18 protein-coding genes and 1 tRNA gene are annotated in these 16,381 nt (G+C 59.2%); 10 read left to right on the top strand and 9 right to left on the bottom strand.

From position 1 onward, the window contains the following. The first annotated feature begins 2 nt into the window (after positions 1-2). Positions 3-779, top strand: a complete 777-nt coding sequence (locus tag HU718_RS02690) for a divergent polysaccharide deacetylase family protein (protein ID WP_095120765.1) — start codon at positions 3-5, stop codon at positions 777-779. Positions 780-897: 118 nt separating this feature from the next. After that, positions 898-2,271 carry a Vps62-related protein gene (locus HU718_RS02685; RefSeq protein ID WP_186613044.1) on the top strand — a complete coding sequence of 458 codons (1,374 nt, stop codon included), beginning with the start codon at positions 898-900 and terminating at the stop codon, positions 2,269-2,271. Here HU718_RS02685 and HU718_RS02680 read toward each other — a convergent pair. The 7 genes from HU718_RS02680 to HU718_RS02650 all read right to left on the bottom strand — a co-directional run bounded on the left by HU718_RS02680 (position 2,252) and on the right by HU718_RS02650 (position 8,137). After that, complete coding sequence (locus HU718_RS02680; protein WP_102899556.1) at positions 2,252-3,007, bottom strand: substrate-binding periplasmic protein; 756 nt, start codon at positions 3,005-3,007, stop codon at positions 2,252-2,254. The genes HU718_RS02685 and HU718_RS02680 overlap by 20 nt on opposite strands. An 82-nt stretch (positions 3,008-3,089) precedes the next feature. Continuing rightward, on the bottom strand, positions 3,090-3,860 hold the full coding sequence (gene hisF, locus HU718_RS02675) for an imidazole glycerol phosphate synthase subunit HisF (protein WP_007909211.1): 771 nt from the start codon (positions 3,858-3,860) through the stop codon (positions 3,090-3,092). A gap of 9 nt (positions 3,861-3,869) precedes the next feature. Further along, positions 3,870-4,607, bottom strand: a complete 738-nt coding sequence (gene hisA, locus HU718_RS02670; protein ID WP_003220753.1) for a 1-(5-phosphoribosyl)-5-[(5-phosphoribosylamino)methylideneamino]imidazole-4-carboxamide isomerase — start codon at positions 4,605-4,607, stop codon at positions 3,870-3,872. A gap of 101 nt (positions 4,608-4,708) precedes the next feature. Then, positions 4,709-4,969: a DUF2164 domain-containing protein gene (locus HU718_RS02665; protein WP_003220751.1), complete on the bottom strand. Its 261-nt coding sequence runs from the start codon at positions 4,967-4,969 to the stop codon at positions 4,709-4,711. Next, a complete protein-coding gene (gene hisH / locus HU718_RS02660) occupies positions 4,970-5,608 on the bottom strand; it encodes an imidazole glycerol phosphate synthase subunit HisH (RefSeq protein WP_102899557.1) in 639 nt (212 codons plus the stop codon). Beyond that, on the bottom strand, positions 5,608-6,201 hold the full coding sequence (gene hisB / locus HU718_RS02655) for an imidazoleglycerol-phosphate dehydratase HisB (RefSeq protein WP_007909204.1): 594 nt from the start codon (positions 6,199-6,201) through the stop codon (positions 5,608-5,610). Before hisB ends, hisH begins: the two co-directional genes overlap by 1 nt. A 271-nt stretch (positions 6,202-6,472) precedes the next feature. Next, positions 6,473-8,137, bottom strand: a complete 1,665-nt coding sequence (locus HU718_RS02650; RefSeq protein ID WP_150707987.1) for an OFA family MFS transporter — start codon at positions 8,135-8,137, stop codon at positions 6,473-6,475. 317 nt (positions 8,138-8,454) lie between these two features. Here HU718_RS02650 and HU718_RS02645 point away from each other — a divergent pair, with 317 nt between their 5' ends. From HU718_RS02645 to HU718_RS02620, 6 genes are all read left to right on the top strand, one after another. Beyond that, a complete protein-coding gene (locus tag HU718_RS02645) occupies positions 8,455-8,859 on the top strand; it encodes an acetyl-CoA sensor PanZ family protein (RefSeq protein WP_186613046.1) in 405 nt (134 codons plus the stop codon). 78 nt (positions 8,860-8,937) lie between these two features. After that, complete coding sequence (locus tag HU718_RS02640) at positions 8,938-11,163, top strand: AsmA family protein (RefSeq protein WP_186613048.1); 2,226 nt, start codon at positions 8,938-8,940, stop codon at positions 11,161-11,163. Next, positions 11,160-12,227 carry an A/G-specific adenine glycosylase gene (gene mutY, locus HU718_RS02635; protein ID WP_102899561.1) on the top strand — a complete coding sequence of 356 codons (1,068 nt, stop codon included), beginning with the start codon at positions 11,160-11,162 and terminating at the stop codon, positions 12,225-12,227. Before HU718_RS02640 ends, mutY begins: the two co-directional genes overlap by 4 nt. After that, complete coding sequence (locus tag HU718_RS02630) at positions 12,224-12,496, top strand: oxidative damage protection protein (protein WP_016986336.1); 273 nt, start codon at positions 12,224-12,226, stop codon at positions 12,494-12,496. The genes mutY and HU718_RS02630 overlap by 4 nt, the downstream gene beginning before the upstream one ends. 104 nt (positions 12,497-12,600) lie before the next feature. Next, positions 12,601-12,676, top strand: a tRNA-Phe gene (locus tag HU718_RS02625). Between the two features lie 125 nt (positions 12,677-12,801). Continuing rightward, positions 12,802-13,182 (top strand): hypothetical protein, encoded by a 381-nt coding sequence (locus HU718_RS02620; protein WP_225936837.1) that lies wholly within the window; start codon positions 12,802-12,804, stop codon positions 13,180-13,182. Here HU718_RS02620 and HU718_RS02615 read toward each other — a convergent pair. Both HU718_RS02615 and HU718_RS02610 read right to left on the bottom strand, forming a co-directional pair. Then, positions 13,179-13,469, bottom strand: coding sequence for a YceK/YidQ family lipoprotein (locus tag HU718_RS02615; protein WP_095120774.1), 291 nt, complete (start codon positions 13,467-13,469; stop codon positions 13,179-13,181). The genes HU718_RS02620 and HU718_RS02615 overlap by 4 nt on opposite strands. Positions 13,470-13,544: 75 nt before the next feature. Next, positions 13,545-13,994, bottom strand: a complete 450-nt coding sequence (locus HU718_RS02610) for a carboxypeptidase regulatory-like domain-containing protein (protein ID WP_186613050.1) — start codon at positions 13,992-13,994, stop codon at positions 13,545-13,547. Positions 13,995-14,253: 259 nt separating this feature from the next. Here HU718_RS02610 and HU718_RS02605 point away from each other — a divergent pair, with 259 nt between their 5' ends. Both HU718_RS02605 and HU718_RS02600 read left to right on the top strand, forming a co-directional pair. Beyond that, positions 14,254-15,312 carry a PDDEXK nuclease domain-containing protein gene (locus HU718_RS02605; protein WP_186613052.1) on the top strand — a complete coding sequence of 353 codons (1,059 nt, stop codon included), beginning with the start codon at positions 14,254-14,256 and terminating at the stop codon, positions 15,310-15,312. A 68-nt stretch (positions 15,313-15,380) separates the two neighbouring features. After that, a complete protein-coding gene (locus tag HU718_RS02600) occupies positions 15,381-16,355 on the top strand; it encodes an alpha/beta hydrolase family protein (RefSeq protein ID WP_186613055.1) in 975 nt (324 codons plus the stop codon). Positions 16,356-16,381: the final 26 nt, after the last annotated feature.

The raw sequence follows: 16,381 nt of genomic DNA, 5'->3' as shown, positions 1-16,381 counted from the left end.
GGATGTCTCTGCGTTTTCTCTTTGTTTTATTGTGCTGTCTGGCGGGTGCTGCTCATGCAGAGCCCGCCAGTTCAACGCCGCACAAAGCCTACCTGACACTGATCATCGACGACCTGGGGCAGAACCTGCCCCGCGATCGCCGCGTGCTGGCTCTGCCCGGCCCGGTGACCACAGCGATCATGCCAGATACCCCGCACGCCACCGAGTTCGCCCGCGAAGCCCATCGCGCCGGCAAGATCGTCATCCTGCACATGCCGATGGACCCGGCCACCGGGCCTTATGCCTGGCACCCGGATTTGCCGATCGAAGAACTGCAAAAACGCCTCAACGCCGCATTCAAAATGGTCCCGTACACGGCCGGGATCAATAACCACATGGGCAGCCGCATGACGGCGCAACCGGTGGCGATGGCGTGGTTGATGGGCGAGCTGCAGCGCCGCCACAAGTTTTTCGTCGACAGCCGCACCAGCGCTCAAACCGTGGCGGCACAGCAGGCACAGAAAATCGATCTGGCGAGCGTTTCGCGGGATGTATTTCTCGATGACGAACGCACTGAGGCCGCAATCTTCACTCAGCTGCAGACGGCGATCAGCCTGGCCCGCAAACAGGGCTCGGCTGTCATGATCGGCCATCCGTATCCACAGACGCTGGCGGTGCTGGAGCGAGAACTGCCCAGACTGAAGGCCCAGGGTATCGAGTGGATCGACATCAAACAGATGATCAGCGTGCGCAGCAATCGCGCCATGGCTGGCCATGGCAAAGATGGCGTGTACCGGTAACAGGTTGTCACGACTGTAGATACATAGTTACCGCCAGCCATCGGGCCCAGCCCCGGATAGTAAGACCTGCAACAGGTCGCGACTCCCCTGAGTCGCCTTTCAACTATCAGGAGCTACCATGACTACTCATGACGATACCGTTTCGCCGATCGGGCAAACGGATGCCATTCGACACGACAATCTGCTGATCAACTTCACCACGGAGTTTCTCCGCGTCTGGGACACCAGCGGTTCGCGGGCAAAACCGGCCGCCTTCTGGCGCCCCACTCCTGCCGCCGATGTGCTTCCCGGCTATTTTCCATTGGGCGACGTGGCCATTGATCATCACAACAACATTACCGACCGACATGTGGTGGCTGTGGTTTGCGAGGCTGGAACACCCAGTGCCGATCCTGGCAAAGGCAAAGCGCTGAGTCGCCCAAACGACTACGAGCTGATCTGGAAGGATACCGGGGCGGGATCCAGGAAGGACGGTGCAATCTGGCGACCCGTTCCACCCGAAGGTTACGTGGCACTCGGCTCTGTATGCTCCGACGGCTACGAAAAACCATCACTCAACGCGGTTCGCTGTGTCCGCGCCGATCTCGTCATCGCATCAGGCGTCAGTGAACCGGTGTGGAACGACAAGGGCAGCGGTGCCCGACAAAGCGTCAGCACCTGGAGTGTCGTTCCACCCTCAGCCCCGTCGAATGTGATTCATCTGGCACCCGGCACCTTTGTCGGCTGGAACAGTCATTCCAGGCCCGCTGACTTCCTCCTTTACTCACTGCGCCTTGAGATCCCGCTGCAGATCAATCCCCGTCCCGGCGCGCCGATTCTTGACAGTGCAGTTTCGCCGTCTTCGCAAATACCCGAGATATCCACGCACACCGCCAGACTTCCCTGGTTCGCGGTAAAAGACCCGCAGTTTTCCAGACGCGAACAACTGCGCCAGTCACCTTTCTATCTTCTGCAACGCACGGATCAGTATCAGCTCATATGCCATCGCTACAACGGGGAAAACCAAAACAGGACGATGCGCTGGACCGCACCCCGGGCACAGAGCAGCGAAGGTCTGCGCGCATTCACCAACCGCACCTCGATCGAGTTCGGCGCGCAATGGAAGAGTAATGTGTCCCGGCCTTTCCTGTTTTCGGCGCGCTTGAACAATGAGTTCACCCAATGCGAAGTCCACTCAAACGACTGGCTCAACTCAACGCCGATTGAAATCGCCGCGGTCATGGCCAAAAACAGCTCGATGGCGGTCTACCTGATGCAAAGTCAATACACGCTGCTACGCGCAGACGGTACGCACGTTACCGGCGCTGTCAGTTACACCGACGCCAACAGTTTGCACTTCAGCGCCTACACATTGCCGGTACCGGATGAGCCGATCCTGCCTGAGGAAGAGCCGCAAGCCGCGGACGCGATAGACACTTCTGTAGCGGATAACGCCATCACGCAAACGCCAGCGCCGACAGAATTGCCAACGGCTACAGATAACGCCCCATGATCTCGTCGACAACGCCGTCCTTGCGCATCTGATCCAATGCCGCCTGCAACCTGGCGACGACTTCGTCAGAAATGTCTTTGTTGAGAGCCAGATACAGCTCGGCGCTATTGAAGCGCAGCACGGTCTTGAGACCCGTCACACCATCCTGCCGCGCCAGATAGCGCCCGGCAGGATCCCCCGTGGCCCACAGGTCGATCTGACCATTGACCAACTTTTTCGCATTGTCCTGATCGCGCAGCACAACCACGGGCTTCAAGCCTTGTTTGGTCAGCGTCTCGGCAATGGCATCGCCCTTGTAGGCGCCGATCTTGTACTTGCGCGCGTCATTCAGGGTTTCGAGGGTGATCTTGCTGTCGGCCTTGGCCAACAGGATCCAGTCGTCGGGGCCGATCGGTCCGACCCATTTGAAGAGTTTCTCGCGATCAGGCAGGCGTGCCATCACGAAAGCACCGTAGCCGGGATTTTCCAGCGCCAGTTTGTACACCCGCTCCCAGGGAAAGCGCAGAGTCAGACTGTAAGTAAGGCCGGAACGCCGGAACATCTCACGCACGATATCGGTGGCGATACCGTTGATGTTCTCGCCCTGGGCGAAATTCTTGCCGTTCTTCGCCATGTTGTACGGCGGGAAGTTTTCGGTAAGGAGCACCAGATCGGTGTCGGGACTGTCCTCGGCACGAGCCGTGTTGACCAGCAACAAAGAAACACTGGCGAGAACGAGAAGCAGGCGTTTGATCATGTCGGGCTACCGAAATCCATGGCGTGCCCAAGAGTGCCTCGGGTGCGCCATGGTGTCCACTGGCCTGTATGGAATTTGACGCTTAACGCATCACGATGCCGCGTTTGGCCATGTAGGCCTTGGCTTCCTGCACAGTGTATTCGCCGAAGTGGAAAATACTCGCCGCCAATACTGCACTGGCGTGACCTTCGAGAATGCCGTCAGCCAGGTGCTGCAAGTTGCCGACGCCACCGGAAGCAATTACCGGAATGCCCAGCGCATCGCTGATCGCGCGGGTCACGCCGAGATCAAAACCGTTTTTCATGCCGTCCTGATCCATGCTGGTCAGCAGGATCTCGCCGGCACCTAGGCCTTCCATTTTCTTCGCCCACTCGACCGCGTCGAGGCCGGTTGGCTTGCGCCCGCCGTGGGTGAAGATTTCCCAACGCGGGGTTTCGCCCGGGCCGGAAACCTTCTTGGCGTCGATGGCGACGACGATGCACTGCGAGCCGAAATGCTGCGCCGCTTCGCCGACGAATTCCGGGTTGAACACGGCCGCGGTGTTGATCGACACCTTGTCTGCACCGGCATTGAGCAGATTGCGAATGTCCTGCACGGTACGCACGCCACCGCCGACGGTCAGCGGGATGAACACCTGGCTGGCCATGCGCTCGACGGTATGCAACGTGGTGTCGCGGCCATCGACGCTGGCGGTGATATCGAGAAAAGTAATCTCGTCGGCACCCTGCTCGTCGTAACGACGGGCGATTTCCACCGGGTCACCGGCGTCGCGGATGTTTTCGAACTTCACACCTTTGACGACCCGGCCGTTGTCCACGTCCAGGCAAGGGATGATGCGTTTGGCCAGAGCCATGGTCAGTCCTCAGCCTTGGTACGAATCGCAGAAAGCTTGCGCTTCGGCGACGTCGAGGGTGCCTTCGTAGATCGCCCGGCCCGTGATGGCGCCGATGATGCCCGGCGCCTTGGCGTCGAGCAGCGACTTGATGTCACCCAGATTGTGGATACCGCCGGAAGCGATCACCGGGATCTTGGTGGCAGCGGCCAGCGCAGCGGTGAACGGCACGTTGCAGCCCTGCATCATGCCGTCTTTGGCGATGTCGGTATAAACGATCGAGGACACGCCGTCGGCTTCAAACTGCTTGGCCAGATCGATGACCTGCACGGTGCTGATTTCAGCCCAGCCATCGGTGGCGACGAAACCGTCTTTGGCATCCAGACCGACGATGATCTTGCCCGGGAACGCACGGCACGCTTCAGCGACGAATGCAGGATCTTTAACCGCTTTGGTGCCGATGATCACGTAGCTGACGCCAGCCTTGACGTAGTGTTCGATGGTTTCCAGCGAACGGATACCGCCACCGATCTGGATCGGCAGGGTCGGGTAGCGCTTGGCGATTGCGGTGACGACTTCGCCATTGACTGGCTGGCCTTCGAAAGCGCCGTTCAGATCGACCAGATGCAGACGGCGGCAACCGCCCTCCACCCACTTGGCAGCCATGCTCACCGGGTCATCGGAGAACACTGTGGAATCTTCCATGCGGCCCTGGCGCAGACGTACGCAGGCACCGTCTTTAAGATCGATAGCGGGAATAATCAGCATGCTTTTTCCTTCGTCAAAAGAGCGGCAAGCTGCAAGCGACTAGCTGCGAGCATGCGGTGTACCAGTTCTTGCAGCTTGAAGCTTGCGGCTTGCAGCTGCTCCTAATTTTTTTCGAGCGCCCACAGGTCGCTTTCGATGCTTTCAAACCGCTCTTTGAGGTGGGTCTGCACATCGAAAATCGCCCTGTTGTAATAGTGCGGAGCAATTTCGCGGGTAAACAGCTCAAGAATTTCCGCCGCTTCGAACGAACCCAGGTCGAGTTCGAAACGGTCTTCCATGAACCGCTGAATCTTGCGATTGGCCTCGTTCTCCTGTTCGGGAGTGAGGGTCAGAATCGGCGGTTTGGACTTCTTGGCAGCCATTTACCAGCGACCGTCCCACGCGGCGAAGTTCTGCAGCAATTGCAGGCCATGGGTATGGCTTTTCTCCGGGTGGAACTGCACGGCGAAACGCGAGCCATCGGCCAGCGCCGCGGCGAAATCGACGCCGTAATGACCGCCACCGACCACCTGCCGCGCGTTGGCGGCGGCAATGTAGTAGCTGTGCACAAAGTAAAAACGCGCCATGTCCGGAATGTCATGCCACAGCGGGTGGCTGACTTTCTGCTGCACTTCGTTCCAGCCCATGTGCGGGACTTTCAGGTGCTCGCCGTCTTCATGCAGGTCTTTGCCGAAGAACTTCACCGCGCCCGGGAACAGGCCGATGCAGTCGACGCCGTCGTTCTCTTCGCTGGTGTCGAGCAAGGCTTGCATGCCGACACAGATGCCGAGGAACGGACGATCCTGACTCACTTCGCGCACCAGCGAATCGAAACCGAGGCGACGGATCTCCGCCATGCAGTCGCGAATCGCGCCAACACCGGGGAACACCACACGGTCAGCTTCACGAATCACCGCCGCATCGCTGGTGATCAGCACCTTGCCGGCACCGACGTGCTCGAGGGCCTTGGCCACCGAATGCAGGTTACCCATGCCGTAATCGATAACTGCAACCGTCTGCATTACAGAACGCCTTTGGTCGATGGCATTTGCCCGGCCATGCGCTCATCCAGCTCGACGGCCATGCGCAGCGCGCGGCCGAAAGCCTTGAACACGGTTTCGATCTGGTGGTGGGTATTGGTGCCGCGCAGGTTGTCGATGTGCAGGCTGACCAGCGCGTGGTTGACGAAGCCCTGGAAGAATTCCTGGAACAGGTCAACGTCGAAGCCGCCGACGGTGGCGCGGGTGTACGGCACGTGCATCTGCAGGCCTGGACGACCGGAGAAATCGATGACGACGCGCGACAGCGCTTCATCGAGCGGCACGTAGGCATGACCGTAGCGACGGATGCCTTTTTTATCGCCGATGGCTTTGGCAAACGCCTGGCCGAGGGTGATACCGACGTCTTCCACCGTATGGTGGTCGTCGATATGCAGATCGCCCTTGCATTCAATATCCAGGTCGATCAACCCGTGACGGGCGATCTGATCCAGCATGTGCTCAAGAAAAGGAACACCGATATCAAATCGGGCCTTTCCGGTGCCATCAAGGTTGATCGAGGCTTTGATCTGGGTTTCCAGAGTGTCGCGCTCGACAGACGCCTTACGTTCGGCCATCACCAGCTCCGCAAAATCATTGGGCGAAAAAGGCAGCCATTATAGGCACGCGGGGCGCAAACAGAAACACGAGAGGTGAGATGGCAGACGGATAGAACGCCCGGCTGTCGCGGGTAGACATGTCCATACAAGCCATTACAGGCAGCGCAAAAACAAATGTGGGAGCGAGCCTGCTCGCGAATGCGGTGGGTCAGCCAACATTTATGTCGACTGACACTCCGTCATCGCGAGCAGGCTCGCTCCCACAGGGGTACTGCGTTTTACCAATTACTTAGTGAAACAGTACCGCCGTCTTCTGCAGGGTTACCCACACACCCCACGCCAACGGAATACCTACAACCAGCCAGGCAGCGATTGCCAGCGGCTTGCTGCCCGGTGCGGCTTTCCACTCCAGAACCGTGCTGGCGTCAGCACCCTTGTCGTGGCCCAGCGCCTGTTCGGCAGCCAGCTCAGCGTCGGTCATGAAGTACTTGTCAGCCACCGGACGCACCATCAGGTTGCACAGGAAGCCCAGCACCAGCAGACCGGCGAGGATGTACAAGGTGATGTCGTAAGCGGCAGCGCGCTCAACGCCGATGCTCAGCTGATACTCACGCAGGTAGTTCACCAATACCGGACCCAGCACGCCAGCCGCAGCCCAAGCCGTCAGCAGACGACCATGGATCGCACCAACCATCTGCGTACCGAACAGGTCGGCCAGATACGCCGGCACCGTCGCAAAACCGCCGCCGTACATCGACAGAATGATGCAGAACGCCGCCACGAACAGTGCAACGTTGCCCAGATGGCCCATGTTCGGAATCAGCGCGTACAGAGCAAAACCCAGGGCGAAGAACACGAAGTAGGTGTTTTTGCGGCCCAGATAGTCCGAGAACGAAGCCCAGAAGAAGCGGCCACCAATGTTAAACAGGCTCAGCAGACCGGTGAAACCGGCAGCAATCGCCGCGATCGAAGCCAGTTGCCCAGCATCGAGCTGACCAAAAGGCACATCAACCCCCAGCAATTTGCCGCCGAACACTTCCTGCAGCAGCGGCGAAGCCATGCCGAGGATGCCGATGCCGGCGGACACGTTCAGGCAGAGCACCAGCCAGACCAGACGGAATTGCGGGGTTTTCCACGCCACATTCACGTGCACGTGACGGTTGGTGATCATTGCGTTCGCCGCTTTCTTCGCCGGAGCGGTCCAGCCTTCCGGTTTCCAGCCGGTTGGCGGCACGCGGTAAGCCAGAGCGCCACCGATCATGAACACAAAGTAGATCGCAGCCATGGCCACGAAGCTCTGCCAGACGCCGACACCTTCAGCCGAACCGAAGTGGCTCATCAGCGCCGTCGCCAATGGCGCACCGACCATCGCGCCACCACCGAAACCCATGATTGCCATGCCGGTGGCCATGCCGCGCTTGTCCGGGAACCACTTGATCAGGGTCGACACCGGCGAGATATAGCCCAGACCGAGACCGATACCGCCGATCACGCCGGAGCCGATCCACATCAGCCAGATCTGGTGGGTATAAATACCCAGCGCCGAGATCAGCAGACCGCCGCACCAGCACAAGGCCGATACAACGCCGGCCTTGCGTGGCCCGGCGTGTTCCAGCCAGCCACCCCAGATCGCTGCCGAGCAGCCGAGGAAGATGAAGAACAGCGTGTAGATCCAGCCGAGCATGGAGATCGGCCAGTCGCAGTTCGACGAAAATACCTGTGCGATGAAGCTCATGTCCGGCGCGCAAGCCACTGGAGCAGTAACGCCCAGAGCCTTGGACAGCGGCAACCAGAACACCGAGAAACCGTAGGCCATGCCGATGCACAGGTGGATGGCCAGAGCGGCCGGTGGAACTAGCCAGCGGTTGAAACCGGGCTTGGCGATGATGCGTTCCTTGGACAGGAACGCAGGCTGGTCGGCGCGAAGGCCGTCCGCCGTGATGCTCGTGCTCATTGTGTATCCCCCAATTATTAGTATGGTTCGCCAGCCACTGTTCACCCCCGGCCTTTATGCACGCAGGCATGACCGTTTTTTTGGGTGAAGCTCCTTGAAGGCGCGACGTTAAGTCGCAGAAGGACGGACGAACGGGCGAAGGTTACCATTTGCACGTGACAGAAAAACCAAACTGATATCACCTTTTTTCTGTCATCTGATCTCCAAACGTGTAGGAGCTGCCGAAGGCTGCGATCTTTTGATCTTTTTTGCGGGAACAAAATCAAAAGATCGCAGCCTTCGGCAGCTCCTACAGAAGCATTCCTGCGGGGGAACGTATGCCAGTCATTGTCCAAGCCTTGAAAGACGCCAGTTATCAGGATCAACAGGATCTGCAGAAGATCTATCGCGACGCCCCTGAATGGCTGTTCGCTCCGTTTTCCGGGGAGGCAGAGCTGATCGAAAGCGCACTCGCGGACGGGGCTCTTATTGCCGGCCGCTTCAACGATCGCCTGCTCAGTGCCGGCATTCTGCAAAGGCACCGCGACGTCTGGTACTTGTCCCATTTATGCGTACGAAAAGTTACCCGCCGCCGTGGAGTTGCCGAACGGCTGGTGAACCAAGCACAGAAAATGGCGTCGCAAGCGGGGGCTGAGTTGCGTCTGCTGGCGCCTGCCGGGCATCTGGAGGCTCAGGCACTCGCCGCCAAATTGTGTGTTCCGCTGGAAGTCCCGGCAACATGACGTCACAGCGAACCGGGCAGTTGCAGCGCTATACTCCCCGGCTAAATTACGAATTCGACTAACTACAAGGACTCGCCCATGAAAGCGTTCGGCAAAATCCTGGGTCTGGTACTTCTCGGGCTGTTGCTGATCATCGTGGCGGCAGGTTTTGCCCTGACCCACCTCTTCGATCCCAACGATTACAAAGACGAGATCCGCCAGATAGCCCGCGACAAGGCCCACATCGAGCTGACGCTCAATGGCGACATCGGCTGGAGCCTGTTTCCGTGGCTCGGCCTGGAACTGCACGAAGCCAGCGTCGCCACCCTGATCAATCCGACCGAACCGTATGCCGATCTGCAGATGCTCGGCCTGTCCGTGCGCGTGCTACCGCTGTTGCGCCGCGAAGTGCAAATGAGCGATGTGCGCGTTGAAGGCCTGAATCTGCGCCTGAAACGCGACAAGAACGGCCACGGTAACTGGGAAGACATCGGCAAAGTGCCGACAGCCGCCGCACCTGCCGGCACTCCGGCGCCGGCCAGCACAGCCACTGCAGAGGCCCCTGCCCAACCCGAAAAACCGCCACAGCCGATCCGCCTGGATATCGACAGCTTGACCGTCAACAACGCCCGTGTTGAATACAACGATGAACTGACGGGCAAGCAGTTCAGCGCCGAAAGCATTCAGTTGAGCACCGGCCCGGTACACGATTCGACGAATATTCCGGTGAAAGCCACGGCATTCCTCGGCACCAACCAGCCCGTCCTGCGCGTGCGTACCGAGCTCACCGGCGAGCTGCGCATCGAGCGCGCGCTGCAACGCTACAGGTTCGAAGACATGAAGCTGTCCGGCGAGCTGGCCGGCGATCCGTTGCAAGGCAAGACCATGACCTTCGCAGCTCAAGGCCAGTTATCGCTGGACAAAGCCGCGAACGTCGCCGAATGGACCGGCATCAAGATCTCCGCCAACCAATTGCGCGCCTTGGGCGAGCTGAAAGCCAACGACCTCGACAAGACCCCACAAATCACTGGCGGCCTCTCCATCGCCCAGTTCGATCTGGCGAAATTCGTCGACAGCATCGGCCAGAAACTGCCGGCCATGACCGAAGGCAGCCTGAGCAAGGTCGAACTGGTCAGCCGCGTTGCCGCCACGCCAACCAGCATCGCTTTCGACAACATCAACCTGAAACTCGACGACAGCAGCTTCAGCGGCCGCATCGCCGTCGAGGATTTCGCCAAACAGTCACTGCGGGCAATCCTCAAGGCTGACACGTTCAACGTCGACCGCTACCTGCCGCCAAAATCGGCGCAAGCCAACAGCGCCACGCAAGTGCGTCAGGCCGAAGTCGCCAGCACCGAAGCCGATGCGATGGCCGGTGCCGGCTCAACGCCTCTGCCGGACAAACCCAGCAAAACCGCCTGGAGCACCGAGCGCCTGCTGCCGGTTGAACGCCTGGCCAAACTCGACGTCGATGCCGATCTGACCTTCGGCCAACTGACCCTCGATAAACTGCCGATCCAGAACGCCGCACTGAAAGCCACCGGCCAGGGCGGCCTGCTGACCCTGACCAACCTGAGCGGTGAGTTGTACAACGGCGGTTTCGCCGCCAACGGGACTCTCGATGTACGCCCGAGCGCGCCTGTGCTGAACCTGCAGACCAGGCTCAATCGCGTGCCTGTAGAAAAAATCCTCGAAAGCCAAGGCAAGAACCCGCCGGTCAAAGGTCTGGTGACCCTCACCAGCAACGTGACCGGCAGCGGCAACAGCCAGCAGGCACTGATCGATACGCTTAACGGTAACGCCAGTTTCGTGATCAACAACGGCGTGCTGCTCAACGCCAACCTTGAGCAGCAACTGTGCAAAGGCATCGCCACGCTTAATCGCAAAACCCTCAGCGGCGAGCCACGCGGCAACGACACGCCGTTCCAGGAACTCAAGGGCAACCTGACCTTCCGCAACGGCGTCGCCAGCAATCCGGACCTGAAAGTGCGCATCCCCGGCATGACCGTCAACGGTGACGGCGACATCGATTTGCGCGTGCTCGGCATGGACTACCGCGTCGGCATCATCGTCGAGGGCGACACCAGCGCCATGCCGGATCCGGCGTGTCAGGTCGGCGAAAAATTCGTCGGTGTCGAATGGCCGCTGCGCTGCCGTGGCCCTCTGGAACTGGGCGCCAAGGCCTGCCGCGTCGACAACGATCGCCTCGGTCAGGTCGCGACCAAACTGGCCGGCGACAAGCTCAGTGAGAAGATCGACGAGAAACTCGGTGACAAGGTCAGCCCGGAATTGAAAAACGCATTGAAGGGGCTGTTCAAGCGATGAGAGCGGAGCAATTTTCCACGGCGGTGCTGGATTGGTTCGACCGCCACGGGCGCCACGATCTGCCTTGGCAGCAGGACATCAACCCGTATCGGGTGTGGGTGTCGGAGATCATGTTGCAGCAGACCCAAGTCAGCACCGTGCTCAATTATTTTGACCGTTTCATGGCCGCGCTGCCGACGGTCGAAGCGCTGGCCGAAGCCCCCGAAGACGAGGTGCTGCACCTGTGGACCGGGCTCGGTTACTACACCCGTGCGCGCAACTTGCAGAAGACCGCGAAGATCGTCGTCAGCCAGTACGGCGGCGAGTTTCCGCGTGACGTTGAAAAGCTCACCGATCTGCCGGGCATTGGCCTGTCCACCGCTGGCGCCATCGCGAGCATCAGCATGGGCCTGCGTGCGCCGATCCTCGACGGCAACGTCAAACGCGTGCTGGCGCGCTTTACTGCGCAAGAGGGCTACCCCGGCGAGCCGAAGGTCGCCAAACAACTCTGGGCCAACGCTGAGCGCTTTACGCCGCACGATCGGGTCAACGCTTACACCCAGGCAATGATGGATCTCGGCGCCACACTGTGTACGCGCAGCAAGCCGAGTTGCCTGCTGTGTCCACTGGAACGTGGCTGCGAGGCGCACATGCTCGGTCTCGAAACCCGCTACCCGATCCCCAAGCCGCGCAAAGCCATCCCGCAGAAGCGCACGCTGATGCCAATGCTCGCCAACGGCGACGGCGCGATTCTGCTTTACCGCCGCCCCTCGAGCGGTTTGTGGGGCGGTTTGTGGAGCCTGCCGGAACTCGACGACCTCGATGACCTGCAACATCTCGCCGCTCAGCACTCGCTGACCATGGGCGAGCAGCAGGCGCTGCCGAGCCTCGTCCACACGTTCAGCCATTTCCAGCTGTCCATCGAACCCTGGCTGGTTCAGGTGCAGGAGGCCGCCCATCACGTGGCCGAGGCCGACTGGCTCTGGTATAACCTCGCCACCCCGCCGCGCCTGGGCCTCGCCGCCCCGGTCAAAACCTTGCTCGAACGCGCGGCCGCCGTCTTGAATGCAGGAGAGTCGCCATGACCCGCACCGTAATGTGCCGCAAGTACAAAGAAGAACTGCCCGCGCTGGACCGCGCTCCTTTCCCGGGCGCCAAAGGTCAGGATATTTTTGACCACGTCTCGGCCAAGGCCTGGGCTGACTGGCAGAAACACCAAACCCTGCTGATCAACGAAAAGCGTCTGAACATGATGAACGCCGAAGACCGCAAATATCTTCAGGGCGAAATGGACAAGTACTTCTCCGGCGAGGAATACGCCAAGGCCGAAGGCTACGTTCCGCCTGCTGAGTAAACCCTGCAAAATCGGGGGTGGGATCGTAAGCGACGGAATTAATTTAAGAAATTTTAAAAAAGTCGTTGACGTAAATCCGAAAAACCCTTTTAATGCGCCCCGTTGCCCAGATAGCTCAGTCGGTAGAGCAGGGGATTGAAAATCCCCGTGTCGGCGGTTCGATTCCGTCTCTGGGCACCAAATACCGAAAACCCTGAATCGCAAGATTCAGGGTTTTTTTATGCCTGCGATTGGGTGAGTACTGTTTCAGTCAGCTGAATACGCGCTATTTTGGCGACCCCTTACGGAAGAGGGTCATCCCCGCGATGAACCAGAAACGAACCCGCGTCCCCCTGCCTCATCCGCCGCCCTATCGTCCTAGCAGCACGAGTTACTGGCTGACCGTGCTCTTTGTTGTGCTGATTGCCTTCGCCATTGGCGCATCAATCTGGATGCTGATCGACAGCTGGATCAGCGGCTCCATCACCACCACCAACCGTGGCCCGCGCAGCACCTACACCTTGGCCGAGCAACCCCGGCGGTTCTGGTTTGAATTTGTGCGGCAAGGCGTCGTCATGATGTTGCTGCTGGCAATTGCGATGTTCGGCGTGTGGATCTACCGCAAAGTGCAGAAGCCGTCGAAGCCGTCGAAGCCGTCGAAGCCGTCGAAGCCAGCGAATCGCAAACGCCGCGCAAAGAAAACCTAAAGCGTATTGATGTAATCGACAGGCAGCAGAACCGTATCCAGCGCGGCATCCACTGGCAGGGATACGACGGTGATGAGCGGGCAGACAATCATCATGTAACAGACGATCGCCGCCGGCATGCCATCGCTGCCGCCGCCACGCACACCCAGTAGATGAAGGTTGCCATCAACGCCTCGGTAATACTGAGCATCGGACAAACCGTCATTCAAACGCCCGATAAACGTTCCGCAGCCGGCCAACTGCAATACCAGGCCGATGACACCAACCGTACGCAAAATCCCTTTCAAACCAGCGTTTCCTTACGTCACAAAGATGAGGCGCGGGATTGTACCCGCGCCTCAACTCTGCCATCACACCCATCGCTATCCAACATCATTCCAGTGGAACACCAGATTGCGCGGGGTGCCGCTGCCAACGTCGGTCACGTCGTGCCGCGTTTCGCCTTTACGCGTGGCCACCACCGTGTACTTGCCGGGCAGCAATTGCACATACACCAGCGGGCCCGTCTGGCTAAGCGTAAGTACGGTTTGCCCTGAAGACTTTTCAATTCTTACATCGACATCAGCGGTGTACTCATCTTGCGCGCCCACGGCGAATGTCATGTGCAGGCTGTAACCGCTGCTTTGTTGAATGGCCTTCGCCTCATCCTCACCGACCCCTCCGGCCAAATAGCTGACGCCGTTCTGTTGTTGCTGCTGAACTTGCACCCCGGCACTGTCGATGGGCTCAAGACTGGCTGCCTGCAACATCACCGGAAACAGCAATGCAGCAACTGCGGCGATGGGCAGCATGAATGAAAGAACGCGTTTCATGATCACGACTCCCGGGTTCTTGCAGAACCCAACCGTTACTCCTTTTAGATTTTGCGTATCGGGGCGGGTTTTAGATTGTTTGGAACTTGGCGCGTGTATGAAATGGACTACAGACCATGACTCTCTGGCGCATCTTTCAGCGGCAACGTCCTGCAACATCAATCCCTTCTTCCGTCCCATTTAACCGGCTCGCCCGACATACCCACGCGGCGACTCTTGGCATGCTTTGACGCCTGTATCCAACGATGTGGAAGAGCCGATGAGCCCGCTAAAACCTGCTGACACGCAAGACCCGAAAATCGATTCGTTGCTGGGGGAACTGGGCGAATTGATTCGCCAGGCGCGGCAAAAAGTACTGCGTGCGGTGGACACGATTCAAGTGCAGACCTGCTGGCAGATCGGCCGGCATATCGTCGAGTTTGAACAGCAAGGTGCCCAGCGTGCGGGCTATGGAAAGCAGTTGCTTGCCTTGCTGGCGAAGGATCTGACGGCGCAGTTTGGTAAAGGGTTTGATGATCGTAATCTGCGATACATGCGCAGCTTTTATCAGATGTTTCCAATTTGGAACGCAGTGCGTTCCGAATTGAGCTGGACCCACTATCGTCGGCTTCTGGGAGTGAACAACGAAAAGGCACGGCACTGGTACATGGACGAATGCGCCAATCTGAACTGGTCAAGCCGCGCCCTCGACCGCCAGATCCTCACGCTCTACTACGAGCGGCTTCTCATGAGTCGGGACAAAGCCGATGTGATCGAAGAAGCCACCACCAATATCGAAGCGCTGAAATGCAACCCGCGTGAATTCATTCGTGATCCCGTCATGCTCGAATTTCTCGGTCTGCCCTCGGCAGGCAAGGTCAGGGAAAGCGGTCTCGAACAAGCTCTGATCGACCATCTGCAGGGCTTTCTGCTAGAGCTGGGCAAAGGCTTTTCCTTTGTCGCCCGCCAACAACGCATCAGTACCGACGGCGTCGATCTGTATATCGATCTGGTGTTCTACAACTACCTGCTCAAATGCTTTGTGATCATTGATCTCAAACGCGGCAAGCTCAGCGCCCGCGATGTCGGGCAGATGGACATGTATGTGCGCATGTACGACGAACTCATGCGCAGCGAGGGCGACAAGCCGACAGTCGGGATTATTCTGTCTGCCGAGAGCAACGACTCGGTGGCGCGTTACTCAATGCTCAAGGGCAATGAGCAACTGTTTGCCAGCAGTTACAAGACGATCCTGCCGAGTGAAGACGAGTTACGCGCAGAACTCAATCGCGAGCAGGCGTTGATCGAAGAGCGCAGGCTCACTCAATCCACCGAGTAAAACTTGCGGATTGTTGCCGGGCGGCGCTGAGACTATCGTTGTCAGCTTACTCTTCAAGGTCGAGCGTCATGAGCTGTCAGGACACGCCCGCAAGGCAAGACATGCGGTCAGGGTCGCCAACCTTGACTGCTGAGCAAGGTGAGCCTTTCAAAGAAGCTGCCGCCGACGGTTTTGCACTTGGTGGTTTCACCTGGCGTCAGTTCTTGCCTGATAGCCAACGCCCGGTAGTGATCATCAACGCCGCCACGTCAGTACGTTGCCGCCACTACTCGCGTTTCGCGGCTTATCTGTTCGCAAACGGCTTCGACGTGATGACCTACGACTACCGCGGCATCGGCGAATCACGATCCGCGTCGATCAAAGGCTTGAACGCCTCGTGGACAGATTGGGGCGCACTGGATTTCGAAGCGATGCTCAAACGCGCGCAACGAGAGTTTCCCGGTCAGCCGATCGATGTGGTCGGCCACAGCTTCGGCGGTTGCGCGGCAGGTCTGGGCGAATCCGGGCGAGTTATCCGACGGCTGGTCACCGTCGGTGCGCAGTTCGCCTACTGGCGCGATTACGCGCCCGAACATCGCTGGCGCATGTTCGGCAAATGGCATGTGGTGATGCCGTTGCTGACGCTGATCTGCGGTTACTTCCCGGGCAAACGTCTTGGCTGGCTGGAAGATTCGCCGACCGGCGTTGTACGCGACTGGAGCACGCCTGCCGCGCGTTACGAACAGCGCCCAAGTGGTCGCGCGCTGATGAAAAAGACCGGCGCCCTGCCCTTCGCCAATGTCCGCGCGCAGACACTGGCGATCAGCATCAGCGACGATCCCTACGGCACCATTCCCGCCATCGAACGCCTGCTCGACTACCTCAGCAACGCTACAAAAACCCACTTGCGCATCGAACCGCAGGACATCAACGAACAACAAGTCGGACATTTCGCCTTTTTTCGCAGCGCATACCAAGCCACACTATGGCCCATCGCTCTGACTTGGCTGCAAACCGGCACACTGGCCCCCGACACCCCCGGGCGGCAAGTCCCGCGCAGCTGAGCCCCTCTCAACGCACGACGGAACAC

It is taken from the genome of Pseudomonas tensinigenes (genome assembly GCF_014268445.2).
Taxonomy (GTDB): Bacteria; Pseudomonadota; Gammaproteobacteria; order Pseudomonadales; family Pseudomonadaceae; genus Aquipseudomonas; species Aquipseudomonas tensinigenes.
This window is presented reverse-complemented; position numbering and strand designations above follow the sequence as displayed.

Bases quoted from the DNA above. Each gene is read 5' to 3' on its own strand.
- HU718_RS02605 (WP_186613052.1), top strand. From the start codon at position 14,254: ATGAGCCCGCTAAAACCTGCTGACACGCAAGACCCGAAAATCGATTCG.
- mutY (WP_102899561.1), top strand. From the start codon at position 11,160: ATGAGAGCGGAGCAATTTTCCACGGCGGTGCTGGATTGGTTCGACCGC.
- hisA (WP_003220753.1), bottom strand. From the start codon at position 4,607: ATGCTGATTATTCCCGCTATCGATCTTAAAGACGGTGCCTGCGTACGT.
- HU718_RS02680 (WP_102899556.1), bottom strand. From the start codon at position 3,007: ATGATCAAACGCCTGCTTCTCGTTCTCGCCAGTGTTTCTTTGTTGCTG.
- HU718_RS02645 (WP_186613046.1), top strand. From the start codon at position 8,455: ATGCCAGTCATTGTCCAAGCCTTGAAAGACGCCAGTTATCAGGATCAA.
- HU718_RS02600 (WP_186613055.1), top strand. From the start codon at position 15,381: ATGAGCTGTCAGGACACGCCCGCAAGGCAAGACATGCGGTCAGGGTCG.
- HU718_RS02620 (WP_225936837.1), top strand. From the start codon at position 12,802: ATGAACCAGAAACGAACCCGCGTCCCCCTGCCTCATCCGCCGCCCTAT.
- hisB (WP_007909204.1), bottom strand. From the start codon at position 6,201: ATGGCCGAACGTAAGGCGTCTGTCGAGCGCGACACTCTGGAAACCCAG.
- HU718_RS02640 (WP_186613048.1), top strand. From the start codon at position 8,938: ATGAAAGCGTTCGGCAAAATCCTGGGTCTGGTACTTCTCGGGCTGTTG.
- hisF (WP_007909211.1), bottom strand. From the start codon at position 3,860: ATGGCTCTGGCCAAACGCATCATCCCTTGCCTGGACGTGGACAACGGC.
- hisH (WP_102899557.1), bottom strand. From the start codon at position 5,608: ATGCAGACGGTTGCAGTTATCGATTACGGCATGGGTAACCTGCATTCG.
- HU718_RS02690 (WP_095120765.1), top strand. From the start codon at position 3: ATGTCTCTGCGTTTTCTCTTTGTTTTATTGTGCTGTCTGGCGGGTGCT.
- HU718_RS02630 (WP_016986336.1), top strand. From the start codon at position 12,224: ATGACCCGCACCGTAATGTGCCGCAAGTACAAAGAAGAACTGCCCGCG.
- HU718_RS02610 (WP_186613050.1), bottom strand. From the start codon at position 13,994: ATGAAACGCGTTCTTTCATTCATGCTGCCCATCGCCGCAGTTGCTGCA.
- HU718_RS02685 (WP_186613044.1), top strand. From the start codon at position 898: ATGACTACTCATGACGATACCGTTTCGCCGATCGGGCAAACGGATGCC.
- HU718_RS02650 (WP_150707987.1), bottom strand. From the start codon at position 8,137: ATGAGCACGAGCATCACGGCGGACGGCCTTCGCGCCGACCAGCCTGCG.
- HU718_RS02665 (WP_003220751.1), bottom strand. From the start codon at position 4,969: ATGGCTGCCAAGAAGTCCAAACCGCCGATTCTGACCCTCACTCCCGAA.